General features: G+C 70.1%; 11 protein-coding genes and 1 tRNA gene. 7 read left to right on the forward strand and 5 right to left on the reverse strand.

Annotation, left to right across the window (positions count from 1 at the left end):
• Positions 1-142: 142 nt before the first annotated feature.
• Positions 143-1,030 (reverse strand): LysR substrate-binding domain-containing protein, encoded by an 888-nt coding sequence (locus ACQQ2N_RS15270; RefSeq protein ID WP_440222434.1) that lies wholly within the window; start codon positions 1,028-1,030, stop codon positions 143-145.
• 89 nt (positions 1,031-1,119) lie between these two features.
• Here ACQQ2N_RS15270 and ACQQ2N_RS15275 point away from each other — a divergent pair, with 89 nt between their 5' ends.
• The 4 genes from ACQQ2N_RS15275 (at position 1,120) to ACQQ2N_RS15290 (ending at position 5,904) form a co-directional block, all read left to right on the forward strand.
• Positions 1,120-2,070, forward strand: coding sequence for an AEC family transporter (locus tag ACQQ2N_RS15275; protein ID WP_440222435.1), 951 nt, complete (start codon positions 1,120-1,122; stop codon positions 2,068-2,070).
• A 96-nt stretch (positions 2,071-2,166) separates the two neighbouring features.
• Positions 2,167-2,259, forward strand: a tRNA-Ser gene (locus ACQQ2N_RS15280).
• Between the two features lie 409 nt (positions 2,260-2,668).
• Entirely contained in the window at positions 2,669-5,275 is a 2,607-nt protein-coding gene (locus ACQQ2N_RS15285; protein ID WP_440222436.1) for a protein kinase domain-containing protein, read from the forward strand.
• Positions 5,272-5,904 carry a YoaK family protein gene (locus ACQQ2N_RS15290; RefSeq protein ID WP_440222437.1) on the forward strand — a complete coding sequence of 211 codons (633 nt, stop codon included), beginning with the start codon at positions 5,272-5,274 and terminating at the stop codon, positions 5,902-5,904. Before ACQQ2N_RS15285 ends, ACQQ2N_RS15290 begins: the two co-directional genes overlap by 4 nt.
• A gap of 4 nt (positions 5,905-5,908) precedes the next feature.
• On the opposite strand, the gene ACQQ2N_RS15295 is transcribed toward ACQQ2N_RS15290, so the two are convergent.
• The 3 genes from ACQQ2N_RS15295 to xseA form a co-directional block, all read right to left on the reverse strand.
• Positions 5,909-7,348: an aldehyde dehydrogenase family protein gene (locus ACQQ2N_RS15295; RefSeq protein ID WP_440222438.1), complete on the reverse strand. Its 1,440-nt coding sequence runs from the start codon at positions 7,346-7,348 to the stop codon at positions 5,909-5,911.
• 64 nt (positions 7,349-7,412) lie between these two features.
• The gene (locus tag ACQQ2N_RS15300; RefSeq protein WP_440222439.1) at positions 7,413-9,065 is read right to left on the reverse strand and encodes an acetolactate synthase large subunit; all 1,653 of its coding nucleotides are present in this window, start codon (positions 9,063-9,065) and stop codon (positions 7,413-7,415) included.
• 55 nt (positions 9,066-9,120) lie between these two features.
• Positions 9,121-10,473, reverse strand: coding sequence for an exodeoxyribonuclease VII large subunit (gene xseA / locus ACQQ2N_RS15305; RefSeq protein ID WP_440222440.1), 1,353 nt, complete (start codon positions 10,471-10,473; stop codon positions 9,121-9,123).
• Between the two features lie 220 nt (positions 10,474-10,693).
• Between xseA and ACQQ2N_RS15310 the strand changes: the two genes are divergently transcribed.
• From ACQQ2N_RS15310 to ACQQ2N_RS15320, 3 genes are read left to right on the forward strand one after another with little or no spacing between them, the layout of a single operon-like run.
• A complete protein-coding gene (locus ACQQ2N_RS15310; RefSeq protein ID WP_440222441.1) occupies positions 10,694-12,877 on the forward strand; it encodes an EAL domain-containing response regulator in 2,184 nt (727 codons plus the stop codon).
• Positions 12,878-12,918: 41 nt separating this feature from the next.
• Positions 12,919-15,597 (forward strand): ATP-binding protein, encoded by a 2,679-nt coding sequence (locus ACQQ2N_RS15315; protein WP_440222442.1) that lies wholly within the window; start codon positions 12,919-12,921, stop codon positions 15,595-15,597.
• Positions 15,594-16,049, forward strand: a complete 456-nt coding sequence (locus ACQQ2N_RS15320) for a response regulator (protein WP_440222443.1) — start codon at positions 15,594-15,596, stop codon at positions 16,047-16,049. The genes ACQQ2N_RS15315 and ACQQ2N_RS15320 overlap by 4 nt, the downstream gene beginning before the upstream one ends.
• Here the strand turns inward: ACQQ2N_RS15320 and ACQQ2N_RS15325 are convergent, their stop codons facing one another.
• On the reverse strand, positions 16,050-17,519 hold the full coding sequence (locus tag ACQQ2N_RS15325) for a phospholipase D-like domain-containing protein (protein ID WP_440222444.1): 1,470 nt from the start codon (positions 17,517-17,519) through the stop codon (positions 16,050-16,052).
• Between the last annotated feature and the right edge of the window lie 34 nt (positions 17,520-17,553).

Below are 17,553 nucleotides of genomic sequence, written 5' to 3' on the forward strand. Positions count from 1 at the left end.
TCGGGCAAATGAACCTGACCCCGGCACGCGGAAGCGCACGCGCACGCTGGGCAAATGAGCCTGGCCCCGGCTTCTGGTCGCGATGGTTCGTCGCCAGAATGGCCAGCAGCATTCGTGGTCGGGTGGATCGGGACGACGTGCTTCACGTCTCGCCGTCGATCGCCTCGAGGCTCGCGAGCAGGCGCGGCAGCGCCGGGTTGAGGTTGTCGCGTCGCCAGTAGATGACCTGCTCGATCGTCGGAGCGTCTTCGAGATCGCGGTACGCGAGACCGTGCAGCGTGATCCGCCGCATCGAGGACGGTACGAGGGCGATGCCGAGCCCTTCGGCGACGAGGCTCACGATGCTCTGCTGAAGGTGCGTCTCGAGGCGGATGTCGGGCGCCACGCCGGCGCGCAACAGGTGGTCGTGGATCGTGCGCCGCAAGGTCGGCGCGACATCCTCGGCGACCGCGACGAGCGGCTCGCCGGCGAGCTGGCCGGCGCGCAGCGACGCGTGAGCCGAGAGCGCGTGCGCGGAAGGCAGCGCGACGCACAGCGGCTCCTCGTGGATCACGCGGCTGCACAGTCCGTGCGTGTCGTCGACGCGGAAACCGATGCCGGCATCGAGGCGGCCATCGAGGATGCGCGCGGGCAGTTCGGCGGGAAACGTCTCGTGAAGGCGCAGCGCGACGCCCGGATGCGCGGCCGTGAAGCGCAGCGTCATCGGCGGCACCGAACTGTGCGCCGCGTGCATCATGAAGCCGACGTGCACCTCGCCGAGTTCGCCCGTGTGCGCGAGACGCGCGTTGCGTTCGGCCTGTTCCGCTGCCGTCAGCACGGCCCGCGCGTCGTCGGCGAAGCGCAACCCGGCCGCCGTCAGCGCGACATGCCGCGAATCGCGCTCCACCAGCCGCACCCCGAGCGTCTTCTCGATCGCCGCGATCTGTCGGCTCAACGGCGGCTGCGTCATGTGCAGGCGCTGCGCGGCACGTCCGAAGTGCAAGGTGTCGGCGAGCGCGACGAAGCAGCGCATCTGGCGGAGGTCGACCATTCCGGAACGGCATCGATCATGGCGTGGAAAAGCATTGGAGCACATCGATGCGCGTCCGTACGCTCGGCGCCCTTCATCACGGGATCGCCATGCCGTCCGTCGTCGCCGTTGTCCTTCCCGTGTTCGCACTGATCGGCCTGGGCTGGCTCGTCCGGCGCACCGGTGTCCTCGACGGACACGCGACCGGTGGCCTCAACGGCTACGTGGTGCATCTCGCGCTGCCGGCGCTGCTGTTCGACATCGTCGCGCGCGCCGATCCCGCGCAGCTTTGGCAACCGGGCTTCGCGGCAACCTGCACGCTGTCGGCCGGTGCCGTCTTCGCCGTGACCGTACTGGTGCGCAGGCATGCTTCGCGTCCTCTCGCCGATGCCTCGATCGACGGTCTCAATGCGTCGTACGCGAACACCGGCTTCATCGGCTTCCCGCTCGTCGCGGCCGTGCTGGGACCCGTGGCGATGCCGGCCACGCTCGTCGCGACGATCGTGACGGTCTGCGTCCTGTTCGCGGTTGCACTGGTGCTGGTCGAAGTCGGCGTCAACGCGGGGCAGGGCGCGCGCCATGTCGCGGCGCGCGTGGGCGGTGCGCTGGTCCGCAACCCGTTGCTCGTCGCACCGGCGCTGGGCCTGCTCGTGATGCTGTCGGGTTGGACGCTGCCGTCACCGGTCGTGCGTGTGCTCGAGCTGCTCGGTGCCTCGGCATCGCCGTGCGCACTCGTTGCACTGGGCCTGTTCCTGGCCGAGAGGCGCACGCCGGGAGACGCACCGGCCGGCACGGTCGCCGCGCTAGTGTCGGCGAAACTCGTCGCCCATCCGCTGCTGGCGTGGCTGCTCGCCACGCAGGTGTTCGCGCTGCCGCCGATGCTGGTCCATTGCGCCGTGCTGCTCGCGGCACTGCCGACCGGCACCGGCCCGTTCATGGTCGCGGCGTACCACGGCCGTGAGGCCGCGCTGACGGCCCGCGTCGTCCTCGTGTCGACCCTCGTATCGCTCGTGACGGTCACCACGTATCTCGGTACGGCGTCGGGCGTCGTCGTGGAGTGAGGATCGGGGGCGGGAGCGATGACGGCTTCCACGCGGGGAGCCATGCTGCTACAGTTCGCGGCCCGGCAAGCGGTCAACACTTGCCGACCAGATCCCGGAGAGATGCCCGAGAGGCCGAAGGGGCTCCCCTGCTAAGGGAGTATAGGGTCAAAAGCTCTATCGAGGGTTCGAATCCCTCTCTCTCCGCCAGTATCGAAAAGCCCCCGACATCGGGGGCTTTTTCGTTTCCGCGGTCACCACGTGTCAGGGCTGCTTCCGCGGTCTGCGTGCTCGCGTCGACGGCGCATCGTCCTGCGTGGACGACCGCGTCGCGACCGGTCGAGCCGGTCAGATGAAACCGAAGATCTTGAGCAGCACGATGCCGCCGAGCGGCACGCCCATGAGCCACAGGATGATGCCCTTCTTCATGTCGTCACTCCTCGAAATCGGGGCCTCAGTGTCGTCCGCCGCGGCTGAACGTGTCGCGAGCCTGCACGGGGCGGTCTCCTGGCGTTAACGCACCGATCAGCCACGCGGCATCGCGCCGTGTCGCGGCGATACTCGCGTGCAGACGCGGCCGCGTGGTACATCGGCGGACTCCCGCCTGCTGGAGTCGCGCGTGTCCCACGGTTTCGACGCCTTGCGCATCCTGCGCGGCGCCCTCGACCTCGACAGCGAAGCACGTGAGGCGTTCGTCGTGCACGCGTGCGCCGGAGATGCCGCGCTGCTCGCGGAAGTACGCAGCCTTCTGATCGAAGCGCAGCGGGTCGAGTCGGAGGACATCGATTCGCAGCCTGCCGCCGACGAGGGCGTCGATCCACTCGTCGGCACGATGCTCGGGCCGTTCCGCGTGGTCGCGCGTGTCGGTCGCGGCGGCATGGGTGTGGTCTACCTCGGCGAGCGCGAAGGCGCCGACTTCTCGCAGACCGTCGCGATCAAGGTCGTGCGGCGTGGCTTCGATTTCGACGAGGTGCGCGCGCGCTTCCTGCGCGAGCGGCGCATCCTCGCGGCGCTGTCGCATCCGAACCTGGCCCGTTTCATCGACGGCGGCGTCGCCGTGGACGGGCGCCCGTGGTTCGCGCTCGAGTTCGTGCACGGCGAGGCGATCACGCGTTGGTGCGATGCGCACCGGCTCGACGTGCGCGCACGCGTCACGCTGTTCATCGAGGCCTGCGCAGCGGTGCAGCACGCGCATGCGCGGCTCGTCGTGCATCGCGACCTCAAGCCCGCCAACATGCTTGTCGACGAGCGCGGCTCGGTGCGCCTGCTCGATTTCGGTGTCGCCGGCCTGCTCGCCGACGATGGCGACGATGCCTCACCCGCGACGATCGGCCTCGCGCGCGCGATGACGCCCGAGTACGCGGCGCCCGAGCAGCTCGCGCGTGGCCAGGTCGGCATCCAGGCCGATGTCTACGCACTCGGTGTCGTGCTGTTCGAGCTCGTCGCGGGCGTGTTGCCGCACGACTTCGGCGCGCGCGACATCGACACGGTCGCGCGTGTGGTCGGCGGGACGCCGCCGCCGTCGCCGGCGGTCGCGATCACGCGTGCCGCGAAGGATGGGCAGGGCGACGCGGTCGCGCAGCGGCTCGCGACCCGCCGCACGAGCCTGCGCGCGTTCCAGCGCAGCGTGCGCGGCGACCTCGCGCGCATCCTCGACAAGGCGCTCGCTCGCGAGGTCGCACACCGCTACGCGACCGTCGCCGAGTTCGCCGACGACCTCGCGCGCTGGCTGCACGGCGAGCCCGTGCGCGCGGCGGGCCGGCCGTTCGGCTACCGCCTCGGCACGTTCGTGCGGCGGCATCGCGTCGCGGTCGGCCTCGCCGTCGCGGCCGTGGTCTCGCTCATCGCGTTCGCGGGGTATCACGCGGCACGGCTGAGTGCCCAGCTCGAGCGCACCGAGGCGCAGCGCAACCGTGCCGAGGCTTCGCTGGCCTTCCTGCAGGACCTGCTCGCGAGCCCCGATCCGGCGCTCGGGGTCGGCAGCGAGACCACGCTGGGCACGTTCCTCGGCCATGCCGCGCGCGCGGTTGCCGACAGCGACCAGCTCACGCCGGACATCCGCGATGAACTCGCCGTGACGGTCGCGGGAAGCCTCAAGAGCATCGACCGCTACGACGAGGCGCTCGCGATCGTACGCGAGGTCGCGTCGCGTGCCGCTGGAACGCCGGGCGAGCGCATCACGCGCCTGCGCGCACGCACGCTGGTCGGCGAGATCCTCACCTTGACCGGCACGTACGACGAAGCGGTCGCCGAACTCGCCACGGCGTCCGCGCAGGCCGAAGCCGAGCACGTCACGGATCCGCTCGTGCTCGCCGAGCTCTACAGCGCGCAGTCGATCGTGCACAACCACGTCGGCCAATGGGACGCGAGCATCGGCTTCATCGACCGTGCGATCGCCGTCGCGAAGCCCGTGCGCGAGGCGCAGCCGAAGTTCTATGCGAACCTGCTCGGCTTCGCGAGCATTCCGCGTGCCTATCCGAAGACCGACCTGCCGGGCGCGGAGCGCTTCCTGCGCGAGTCGCTCGCGTTCCAGCGCGAGCGCGACCTTGCCGACACGGGCCTGTACGCCTCGACGCTCGGCGAGCTCGCCCAGGTGCTCGTCGACCAGGGGCGTTTCGAGGATGCCGGGCCGATGCTCGAAGACGTCGTCGCGAAGATGCAGCAGCATTTCGGCGCCGAGCATCGCGAGACCTCGTTCAAGATGACCGGCCTCGCGCTGCTGTACTTCCGCTGGCATCGCTTCGACGAGGCGCGCGTGTGGCGTGATCGCGCGAATGCCGCGATGCGCACCGCACTCGGTGCCGAGCATCCGTTCGTCGCGCTCGGCCTCGTGCAGTCGGCCGATCTCGCGTTCCAGGCAGGCGACCTGAGGCGCGCGGCCGAGGATGCCGCGGCGGCGGTACCGATCGCCGACGCGCAGGACAAGGACGAGTTCTCCACGCGCGCCGCGTTGTACAGCGACGCGCGAGCCTGCGCCGGCGGCGACCGCGACGCGGTGGAACGGCTCGTCGCGCGCAACGCCGCGCTCGGCGACGCATTCGGCATCCGCGCGTTCGATGTGCGCCTCGCCACGGCGCGCTGCCTGCTGCGCGTCGGCCGCCGCGACGAGGCGCTCGCCGTGATCGACTCGTTCGATGCGCTGCGGCGGGCGGGCAAACCGCTGTCGCGCAACGACTACGTCGTGCCCGCGATCGAGGCCGTGCGTCGCGCGGCCGGGGCGCCGTGAAGCGTCTTGCGCGCCGCACGCGCCATGAAGCGGCCGCGATCGCGGCGTTGGCCGGTTACGTCGACGCAGTCGGCTTCCTGAGCCTCGGCGGCTTCTTCGTGTCGTTCATGAGCGGCAACTCGACGCGGCTCGCCGCAGGGCTGGCCGGCGCAGCGCATGATGCACTCGTCGCGTCCGCGTTGATCGCGACCTTCGTCGCCGGCGTGACCGCGGGATTCCTCGTCGCGCGCCGCTCCGCGCGTCCCGCGATCGTCGTCGCGCTCGTGGCCGCGCTGCTCGCCGTCGCGGCGCTGCTCGGCAGCGGACGCGAACCCTGGTTCGCAGCGTTCGTCGCGACGTTCGCGATGGGCGCGGTCAACGCCGCGTTCGCGCGCGAGGGCGGCTTGCCTGTCGGCCTCACCTACATGACCGGCACGCTCGTGAAGCTCGGCCAGGCGATCGCCGAGGCCTTGTCCGGCGGCGACCGTGGGGCATGGTGGCCATACGCGTGGCACTGGGCCGCACTCGTCGCGGGCGCGACGCTCGGCGCGCTCGCGCACGGCTGGGCGGGCGTCGCCGCACTGTGGGGCGCGAGCGGCGCGGCTGCGCTGATCGCCGCGGCGCTGTGGCCCCGTCGCGGCACGCATTGAGCGATCAGGCCGGCCGGTCGCGGATCACGAGCAGGCGTTCCTCGGTCATGTCCTGGATCGCGTAGCGGATGCCTTCGCGGCCGAGGCCCGAATCCTTGACGCCGCCGTAGGGCATGTTGTCGACGCGGAAGCTCGAGACTTCGTTGACGAGCACGCCGCCGACGTCGAGCTCGTCCCAGGCGCGCATCGCTTTGTGCAGGTCGTTCGTGAACACGCCGGCCTGCAGGCCGAAGTCGCTCGCGTTGACGGCCTCGAGGGCTTCGTCGAAACCCTTCACGCGCTGCAGCAGCGCGACCGGACCGAACGCCTCGAGGCAGGCGACCTTCTGGTCGGCTGCGACGCCTTCGAGCACGGTCGCCTCGAGCATCGCACCGTCGCGCTTGCCGCCGCAGAGCAGTGTCGCCCCCGCAGCGACCGCTTCCTGGATCCAGTCGTCGAGGCGCTTGGCTTCCTTCTCGTCGATCATCGGGCCGACGAAGGTGTTCTCGTCCTTCGGATCACCGGCGACGAGCGTCCTCGTCGCGGCGACGAAGCGCTCGCGCAGTTCGTCGTAGACCTCGTCGTGGACGAGGATGCGCTGCACGCCGATGCAGCTCTGGCCGGACTGGTAGAACGCGCCGAAGATCAGCCGCGCGACGACGTCGTCGAGATGCGGTCGCTGGTCGGCATCGACGATGACGGCCGCATTGCCGCCGAGCTCTAGCACGACCTTCTTCTTGCCGGCCTTGGCCTTGAGGTCCCAGCCCACCGCGGGTGAGCCCGTGAACGACAGCAGCTTGAAGCGCTCGTCGGTCGTGAACAGGTCGGCGCCGTCGCGGTGCGCGGGCAGGATCGAGAAGGCGCCTTTCGGGAGATCGGTCTCGGCGAGTACTTCGCCGATGATCAGCGCGCCGATCGGCGTGCGGCTGGCCGGCTTGAGCACGAACGGGCAGCCCGCCGCGATGGCCGGCGCGACCTTGTGCGCGGCGAGGTTGAGCGGGAAGTTGAACGGCGAGATGAACGAGCACGGCCCGATCGGCACGCGCCGCGTGAAACCGCGATAGCCCTTCGCGCGTGCGGAGATCTCGAGGTTGATCACCTCGCCATCGATGCGCACGGCTTCCTCGGACGCGATCTTGAACGTGTCGATGAGCCGCGAGACCTCGCCGCGCGAGTCCTTGATCGGCTTGCCGGCTTCGATGCACAGCGCCATCGCGAGCTCGTCGGCGCGTTCGCGGAAGCGCGTGACGCAATGCTCGAGCACGGCCTGGCGCTGGTACGGCGTGAAGCGGCGCATCGGTGCGGTCGCCTCGACCGCCGCGGCGATGCCCGCATCGATCGCCGCCGCATCGGCGAGCGCGACGCGCGTGGCGACCTCGCCCGTGTACTTGTCGGTGACCTCGAGGTCGGTGTTCGGGCGCTTCGCCTCGTTGGCGAGGTAGTACGGATAGGTGGACTCGAGCATCACGGGCTCCGGAGGACGGGCTAGGGCGGCGAGCATGCGCCGCGCCGGCTGAGGGCAGGCCGACTCACGGCGGCGGCTGCACCGCCGCGCTGAGCGCCTGGATCTCGTGGTTGAGCACGCGGTCGTTGTCCGAGTAGTCGACCGCGAGGTCGATCAGGTGCACGCCGGGCGTGTCGAGGCAGTGCGCGAGCGTCGCCGCGAACGCCTCGGGCGAGTCGGGGCGATGTCCGTGCGCACCGTAGCTCTCGGCATAGGCGATGAAGTCGGGGTTGCCCATGTCCATGCCGAAGTTGGCGAATCGCATGTGGGCCTGCTTCCACTTGATCATGCCGTAGGCATCGTCGCGGATCAGCAGCACGACGAGGTCGAGGCCGAGGCGCACCGCGGTCTCGAGTTCCTGCGAGTTCATCATGAAGCCGCCGTCGCCGGCGACCGCGACGACCTTGCGTGCAGGCTTGACGATCTTCGCGGCGATCGCCGACGGCAGCCCTGCGCCCATCGTCGCGAGCGCGTTGTCGAGCAGCAGCGTGTTGGGTTGCGTGCAGCGGTAGTAGCGCGCGAACCACAGCTTGTACATGCCGTTGTCGAGGCAGAGGATGCCGTCGTCCGGCATCGCCTTGCGCACCTCGGCGACGAGGCGCACGGGATGGATCGGGAAGCGTGCGTCGTCGGCGTTGCGCGCGAGGTGTTCGCAGAGGTGTTCGCGCACGGTGTCGAAGTACTCGAACGACCACTGCGGCTGCGCCTGGATGGTCTCGGCGAAGCGCCAGATCGTGTTGGCGATGTCGCCGACCACCTCGATCTGCGGGAAATAGACCGTGTCGACCTCGGCCGCGAGGTAGTTCACGTGGATGACCGTGCGCAGGCCGCGGCGCATGAAGAACGGCGGCTTCTCGATCACGTCGTGGCCGACGTTGATGATGCAGTCGGCGTGCTCGATAGCACGGTGCACGAAGTCACCGTCCGACAGCGCGGCGTTGCCGAGCCACAGCGGGTGGGTCTCGTCGATGACGCCCTTGCCCATCTGAGTCGTGAAGAACGGGATGCCGGTGCGGTCGACGAACGCGCGCAGCATGCGGCTGCTGGTCTTGCGGTTCGCGCCCGCGCCGATCATCAGCAGCGGGCGCTTCGCGCCGCGGATCGCCTCGACCGCGCGGTGCACGGCCTTGTCGTCGGCGACCGGGCGGCGCGAATAGCTCTGCGGGATCACGATCGCGTCGCTGGACTCGCGCGCGATGTCCTCGGGCAGTTCGAGGTGGGTCGCGCCGGGGCGCTCCTCCTCGGCGCGGCGGAACGCCTCGCGCACGCGTGCCGGGATGTTGTCGGCCGAGACGATCTGGCGCGTGTACTTGGCCAGCGGCTGCATCATGTCGACGACGTCGACGATCTGGAAATGGCCTTGCTTGGAGACCTTGACCGGCTTCTGGCCCGTGATCATGACCATCGGCATGCCACCGAGCTGGGCGTACGCGGCCGCGGTGACGAGGTTGGTCGCGCCCGGGCCGAGGGTGGCCAGGCAGACACCGGCCTTGCCGGTGAGGCGGCCGTAGGTCGCGGCCATGAAGCCCGCGGCCTGTTCATGGCGCGTCAACACGAGGCGAATCGACGAGGTGCGCAGCGATTCGAGGAGGTCGAGGTTTTCTTCGCCCGGGATGCCGAAGACGTACTCGACGCCTTCGTTCTCGAGCGCCCGGACGAACAGGTCGGAAGCCTTCATGCGCGTCGCTCCGGCAGGAGGTCCGGGCATTGTGCCGTGTATCGGCGGCGCGTGCTCAGTCGGTGTCGGTCCTGAGCGCGATCTCGCCGTCGCCGAGCAGCGCGGTGACGCGGCCGGCCGCACGGACCTCGCCGATGCCGCGCACGACGCGGCGCGTCTCGGGCTCGAGCAGGATCGCGTAACCGCGCGACAGGGTCGCGAGCGGACTCACGGCGTGCAGCGTGCGCGCGAGTTCGGCGAGATGGCGGCGGCGACGGTCCAGGCCGAGCAGCGTCGCCTGTTCGAGTGCACGCCGCGCAAGCGTGCCGCGGCGCGTGGCCTCGTCGAGGCGCTTGCGCGGATGTGCGGCGCGCATCCGCGCACCGGAGCCGTCGAGGCGCACGCGCACGCGACGCGAGGCCGCCTCGATGGCGCGCAGCAGGCGCGCCTGGACCTCGTCGAGCTGGCGCGCGCCGCGTGCGAGGCGTGCCGACGGGCGCTGCGCCTGCAGGCGTGCGTGCAGGTGGTCGAGGCGCTGGCTCGAGGCTTCGAGGCGACGCTTCATGCGCGAGCCGAGCCAGGCGAGATGGCCGGCGAGGTGGCGCGCGAGCTCGTCGCGGTCCGGCACGAGCCGTTCGGCCGCGGCCGACGGGGTCGCCGCGCGCAGGTCGGCGACGAAATCGGCGATCGTGAAGTCGGTTTCGTGACCGATCGCCGACACGACCGGGATCGCGGACGCGGCGATCGCGTGGGCGACGCCCTCGTCGTTGAAGGCCCAGAGATCCTCGAGCGAACCGCCACCGCGTGCGAGCAGCAGCACGTCGTGGCGGGCCGCGGCCGAGGCCGCGCGCAGCATCGCGACGATCGCCGGCGGTGCCTCGCGGCCCTGCACGGGCACGGGCAGGATCTCGACGTCGACGAGCGGGAAGCGGCGCGCCAGCACGTGCAGCACGTCGCGTACCGCGGCACCGCTCGGCGAGGTGATCACGCCGATGCGCTGCGGGCGCGCCGGCAACGGCCGCTTGCGCGCGGGATCGAACAGCCCCGCGGCCTCGAGGCGGGCCTTGAGTGCTTCGTACTCGCGTCGCAGCGCGCCTTCGCCAGCGAGCTCCATGTGCTCGGCGACGACCTGGAACTCGCCACGCGCCTCGTAGACGCTCGCGCGCGCCCGAACGAGCACGTGCATGCCGTCGACAGGACGGAACGGCAGCCAGGTGCTGCGCGGCTTGAACATCGCGCAGCGCACCTGCGCGGCGCTGTCCTTGAGCGTGAAGTACAGATGCCCCGACGCCGGGCGCGCCACGTTCGACAGCTCGCCCTCGATCCAGATCGAGCCCAGTGCGTCCTCGATCAGGTCGCGCGCGAGCCTGTTCAATGACGATGGCGTGAACACGTGGCGGGGAGAAGCGTCGGAAGGCGTTTCGGGCATCGCTTAAAAGCCGTCGGCTTTGGTAAGGTTGGGCTTCGGGTCGACGCAGGGTGACCGCGAGCGGGGCAGGGAGTCTGCCCGGTTCCGGCGCCGCTGGCCATCGGGGGATGGCTGGTGCGTCGAAGGGTTTCGCACAGGCGGCCGCCCGGATAACATCGGTAAAGTGCCGCCATTTCCACAAGTCGCCATGGGGCGGCAGGTGTCGTGGCGGTGCGGGGGAATGGGGAAACAGGCAATGGTGGACGGCGGATTCACGATCGCGGGCGCCACGTCGCGGCCTCTCGAGATCCTGCTGATCGAAGACAACCCCGGCGACGTGCGCCTCGTCGTCGAGGCGCTGCGTCACGGCAAGCTGCTGCACAACCTGCGCGTCGCGTCGAGCGGCAGCGAGGCGCTCATCCTGTTGCGCCGCGAGGGCATGCACGCCCATCACGCGCGTCCCGACCTGATCCTGCTCGACCTCAACCTGCCGGGGTTGTCGGGTCACGAGCTGCTGCAGCTGCTCAAGAGCGATCCGCAGCTGGCGCGCATCCCGGTCATCGTGCTGACGGGATCGGTCGCCAACGACGACATCGTGCGCGCGTACGCCTCGCACGCGAACTGCTACATCCGCAAGCCGGTCGATCTCGACCAGCTGCTCTCGGTCATGCAGAGCGTCGGCAACTTCTGGTTGTCGGTCGTGTCGCTGCCGGAGGGAACCAGCGCCGAGCGCCTCGGCGCATGGCGCGTGCTGCTCGTCGAGGACAATCCGGCCGACGTGCGCTTCGTGCGCGAGCTGCTCGCCCAGCCCGAGATCGAGTTCTTCACGGCGCCGCGCCTCGCCGATGCGCTGCAACTGGTCGGCGAAGGCAGTTTCACGATCGCGCTCGTCGACCCGGGCCTGCCCGATTCGTCGGGCATCGACACGGTCAGCGCGCTGCAGCGTGCTGCGCCGCTCATGCCGATCGTGGTCATGAGCGGCCTCGACGACCAGGCGCTCGCGCTGCGCTCGATCCAGCTCGGCGCGCAGGACTACATCGTCAAGAACGCCCTCGACCGTGCCTCGCTCGCGCGCACGCTGCGCTATGCGGTCGAGCGCAAGCTCGTGCAGGAACGCCTTGACTACCTCGCCACGCACGATGGCGTGACCGGCCTTCCGAACCGGCAGATGTTCCTCGAGGAGCTGAGCCAGGCCGTCTCGGCCTGCCATCGACGTGGCCACGACGCCGCGGTCATGATGATCGCGCCCAGTGGCATCGGCCGCATCAATCAGCTGCACGGCCACGACATCGGCGACATGGTGCTCGGCTCCGCGGTCGCGCGCATCCGCGAGGTGCTGCCGCGCGGCGTGTTCCTCGCCTGCACGGGCAGCGCCGAGTTCTCGGTGATCCTCACCGAGACCGACGCGATCATGGATACGCCACGCATCGCCGAGGAGCTGATCGAGGCGGTCGGCAAGCCGGGGCGCATCTACGACAAGCAGTTCTACCTCGGTGCCAACGTCGGCATGAGCCTGTTCTCGATCGACGCCGAGGAACCCGCCGCGCTGCTCAAGTGCGCGGAGACCGCGCTGTACCAGTCCAAGAGCGTCGGCAGCAACACGTTCCGGTTCTATTCCGCGCAGATGAACAGCGCGGCGCTCGAGCGCGTCGCGCTCGAGCACGACCTGCGCCAGGCGCTGGAACGCGACGAGTTCGAGCTGTTCTACCAGCCGATCTTCGAGGTGGACGGCTCTCGGCTCGCCGGCGCCGAGGCACTGCTGCGCTGGAACCATCCCGCACGCGGACGCCTCGCGCCGGACCAGTTCCTCGAGGTCGCCGAGCAGTCTGGCCTGATCGTGCCGATAGGTGCGTGGGTGATCGAGCAGGCCAGCCGCGAGGCCGCCACCTGGCCGCTCGTTGGCGGCAAGGCCTTGCACATCGCCGTCAACGTGTCCTCGCACCAGTCCTCGAGCGAGGAGCTCGACGGCGTGGTCGCACGTGCGCTCGCGGCGAGCGGGCTGGACGCGTGGCGACTCGTCGTCGAGCTGACCGAACACGTCATGCAGAGCGGGGAGTCGCGCGGCACGCTTGCGGCGTTGCGCGCGCGCGGAGTCAAGGTCGCGATCGACGACTTCGGCACGGGTTTCAGTTCATTGGCCTACCTGCGTCGCTTCCCGGTCGACCTGCTCAAGATCGACCGCAGCTTCCTCGCCGGCGTCGTCGAGGACGAGCGCGACGCGGCGATCGTGCGCACGATCGTCGCCATGGCCAGCAACCTCGGCCTCGAAGTCGTCGCGGAAGGCGTCGAGACGCAGGCGCAGCTCGCTTTCCTGCACGGTCTCGACTGCCGCCTCGCGCAAGGCTATCTGCTCGGCAAGCCGGTCGACGCGGCGCGATTCGCCCAGGGTGTCCAGCTTGCTGGAGGCCGCGGGGTCGTCGGCTGAAAGGCGCGCTCGCCACGGCGTTCCGCCACGATCCGGTGTACGTGAGCTGCATCGCGGCGCTGGTCGTCATCGCGACCGGGGCGTTCGCGTGGCACGCCGTGACCGGCGACGAGGTGCTGCAGATCCGGCCCGCGACGGCGTTGCTCGCCTTGCTCGTCGCGCTTGCGTTCGCGTTCCGCTTGCGTCCGCAGCGGCGCCACGGTGCGGTGGTCTGCGGCGCGATCGTCGCGCTGGCCTGCGGGACGCAACTCGTCACGTTCATCGTTTCCGGCTCGGCATCGCCGTGGGACGCCTCGAACACGACGCCGATCACCCAGAATGTCGCCGCGGGGCTGTTCTGCATCGGCGCCGCACTCGTGCTCGACGGCCTGTTACCGGCGCAATGGGGCCGGCACATGCTGCTCGGGCTTTCGGGAGCGATCGGCGCCGCCCTGGGCCTGTTCGGCGCGTTCGCGCTGTCGGGCGACCTGCCCGAACACCTGTCGGCGTCGATGACGGGCACGATGCGCCTGCCGAGCGCGCTCGTGCTCGTCTTCGCTGGGCTGGGCCTGATCGCGTCGGTGCGCCTGCGCAGCCGGGTGGATGCCGCGAAGGATGCGCGCGGTCGCCCGCTGGAGCCCGTGCGCGACCGCACGGGCCTCGTCGTCGCGAGCGCCGTGCTCGTGCTGTCGCTCGGCACGACGGCGTTGCTGTGGCGCGTCACGGTCGACGAGGCGATCGCGAACGTGGAGTCCCAGGCCGCTTCGGCCGTCGACCGTTTCGCCGGCGCGGTCGCCGCGAATGCGCAGAGTCCCATCGCGCTCATCGACGGGCTCGTGGGCCTGTTTCAGGCGTCGGATCATGTCGAGCCCGACGAGTGGTCGCGCTACCTCGGAAGCGTCAACCTGCGTGAGCGCTTCGTGGGCGTGATCGCGGCCGGCCATGCGACCAGTTCGCTGCCGGTCTCGACCGACGCTGCCGGTGTGCGCAGCGTCTCCGTCGACGGCAAGGCCGTGATGGTGTGGCCGGACTCACCCGCCGAGGAGACCATCCCGATCATCTACGTGAGTCCCGACGACAGCGTCGTGCGCCAGGCCATCGGCTACAACATCGCCGCCGATCCGGATCACCTGTCGACGATACGGCTCGCGCGCGCGAGCGGTCATGCGCGGGTGTCGCCGCGCATCGATTTCACGCGCTTCCACGATCCGCGCCAGCGTGTCGGGTTCGTCGTCATCGCCCCCGTGCAGTCGGGTTACGGCGGCAACGGCGATCGTGGCTTCGTCTACGCATCGGTCGACGTCGCGCGTGTCGTCGCGCGTTCGCTGGCCGACGTCGGCCAGCCCGACCTCGCCCTTCGGATCGTCGACGACGCGGCCACCGCCGACGCGCCGCCGCTGTTCGAGGACGCCGACTTCGACGCGTCGGGAACGGTGTCGTCGCAGCCGGTAGAGCTGCCGGGGCGCACGTGGACCGTGCACGGCGAGCTGCGGCCCGCCGCGGTGGCGGCGGCGACCTCGGGACTCTCGTCGAAGGTCCTGGCCGGTGGACTTCTTGCCTCGCTGGTGCTGTTCGCGATCACCTGGATCCTGGCGGGGCATCGCGCACGCGCCATGCATCTCGCCAGCCTCATGACCGCCGAGCTGCGCCGCAGCGAGCGCGCGCAGCAGGCGATCACCGAGACCGCCAACGCCGGCATCATCACCGCCGACAGCAAGGGGCGGGTGCTCTACATGAATCCGGCCGCGGCGCTGATGTTCGGCGTCGATGCCGCGCGAATGGCGGGCGAGTCGCTGACACGGCTGATGCCAGAGCGCTTCCGCGATGCCCACCAGTACGGCCTGGAACGCGTGCTCGCCGGTGGTCCCGCGCACGTCATCGGGCATGCGGTCGAGCTGTCGGGCCTGCGCGGCGACGGTGGCGAGTTCCCGCTCGAGATCCTGCTGTCGGCGTGGCGCAGCGACGACGAGACCTTCTTCACCGCGTTCCTGCGCGACATCACCCAGCGCAAGACCGCCGAGGCCGTGCTGGTGCAGAAGACCCGCGAGCTCGAGCGCTCCAACGCCGACCTCGAACAGTTCGCCTACGTGGCCTCGCACGACCTCCAGGAGCCGCTGCGCATGGTCGCGAGCTACGTGCAGCTGCTCTCGCGTCGCTATCGGGGGCGGCTGGATGCCGACGCCGACGACTTCATCGCGTATGCGGTCGACGGCGCGACGCGCATGCAGCGCCTGATCCAGGACCTGCTCGCCTATGCGCGCGTCGGGCGTTCGGGGGCGTCGCCGGTGCCGACGAACATCGCGCGCACCGCGCAGGCGGCCACCGACGCGCTGCAGGAAGCGGTCGCCGAGACGGGCGCCATCGTCGAGATCGATGCCGACTGCGAGGCGCTCGCGATCCCCGCGCAGCTGACCCAGGTCATGCAGAACCTCATCGGCAACGCGCTCAAGTTCCGCGGCGAGGCGTCGCCGGTGATCCGCGTGACCGCATCGTGCGACGGCGCATCCTGCCGCGTCGCGGTCGCCGACAACGGCATCGGCATCCTTCCGCAGCACCGCGAGCGCGTGTTCGCGATCTTCCAGCGCCTGCATACGCGGACGCAGTACCCGGGCACGGGCATCGGACTCGCGATCTGTCGCAAGATCATCGAAAGCAACGACGGCACGATCTGGGTCGAATCCGACGAGGGTGCCGGCAGCACGTTCCACTTCACATTACCCGCCGTACAGGACCTCACATGAGCCATGACACCGTGCTGGGCGGTCGCCTGATCGAGATCCTCCTCGTCGAGGACAACGAGGGTGACGTACGCCTCACGCGCGAGGCCTTCGCCGAAGGCCACATCCGCAACCGCCTGCACGTCGTCAACGACGGCGAGCAGGCGCTCGCGTTCCTGCGTCGCGAAGGCGCGTGGAAGGACGCCCCGCAACCCGACCTCGTCCTGCTCGACCTCAACCTGCCGAGGCTGGACGGGCGCGAGGTACTGTCCGCGATCAAGGTCGATCCGCGTCTCAAGCACATCCCGGTCGTCGTGCTGACGAGCTCGCGCACCGAGCAGGACCTGCTGCGCGCCTACGACCTGCACGCGAACTGCTTCATCACCAAGCCGGTCGAGTTCGAACAGTTCATCGAGGTGATCCGCAGCATCGAGAACTTCTGGCTCACGATCGTCGTGCTGCCGCCGAAGGAGTGATCAGTCGGTATCGGCGCGAGGGGCAGGGGACCGCGAACGCCGTGCCTCGCGCCACCGCGCGAGCAGGCCGAGGCTGAACCACGCGCCGAGCAGACCGAGCGGCCATGCGAGCACGCGTGGCCACGCGAACGCGACGATCGACAGCACGAGCAGCAGCAGGGCACCGACGACCAGCACGCCGTTCTCGGCCTGGCCGAGCACGCGTCGGTTGGTGATCGCCGCGCCGACCGTATTGGCCAGTCGCAGGGCGCCCGCGGCGGCGCGTCCGGAACTTCCGCCGCCTCCACCCTGGCGTTGCACGAGATGGGCGCGCCGGCGACGCCGGTCGCGACGATGCTCGCGCAGCACGATCTCGGTCGCGTTCTCGAGATCGGCCTCGTACTGCTCCTCCATGAGCCTGGCGAAATCCTCGTCCTCGACGGCGACGTCGATCTCGCAGTTGCCGACCCAGCTGGCCATGTTGAGGTTGCTCGAGCCGACGCGTGCCCAGCGCCCGTCGGCGACCGCGGTCTTGGCGTGCAGCATCGAGCCGTTCCACTCGTAGACACGCACGCCGGCCTCGAGCAGCGGTCGATAGCCGGCGCGCGACAGCGCACCGACGGCCGGGATGTCGCTTGTGCCGGGCACGAGCAGGCGCACGTCGACGCCGTCGCGCGCAGCGGCGGCGAGTGCCTGAACGTAAGGCGCGACGCCGACGAAGTAGGCATCGGTGAGCCACAGGCGATGGCGCGCCATCGCGGCGATGAGCTGGTCGAGACGGTACAGGCCTGCCGCGTTCGGCACGGTCGCGACCACGCGTACGTCGATGTCGCCGACCGGCGGCGGTGCCTCGCCGTTGGCCGCGGACAGGATCGCGTCCGAAAACGGCGCGCCGACGCGCGACCAGCTGTCCGCGAACGCGTGCACGAGCTCGCGTACCGCGGGGCCGCGCAAGGCCACGCCGGTGTCGCGCCACGGTGCGATGCCACGTGCCTCGTCGCCGAGCCATTTCGCGCTGACGCAGATGCCCGAGACGAAGCCGATTTCGCCGTCGACCACGAGCAGCTTGCGATGGTCGCGCGAGAGCCAGCCGAACGGGCTCGCGAGCCGTGGTGCGTTGAACGTGCGCACCTCGCCACCCGCGGCGACCAGCGGGCGCCAGAAGCGTGCCGGCGACTGGCCGAGGCAGCCGAGCCAGTCGCGGATCACGCAGACGTGCACGCCTGCCTGCGCGCGCTCGACCAGCGCATCGCGGAAGCGCTGCGCGAGCGCGTCGTCGCGGAAGATGTAGTTCTCCATGAGCACGCTGCGCTGCGCGGAGGCGATCGCGGCGAGCCAGGCCTCGAAGTTGGCTTCGGCGTCGATGAGCAGGTCGACGTCATTGCCGCCGATCAGTGGCGCGCCGGCGGTACGGCTGAAGGCCTGCTGGGCCAGCAGGCGCAGTTGCGGATGGGCACCGGTCGCAAGCGGTGCGGCGTGACGTGAGGGCATCGGGCGAGTGTAGCCGCGAAGCGTGACCGCATCG

It is taken from the genome of Dokdonella aquatica, from assembly GCF_051987395.1.
Classification (GTDB): Bacteria; Pseudomonadota; Gammaproteobacteria; order Xanthomonadales; family Rhodanobacteraceae; genus Dokdonella.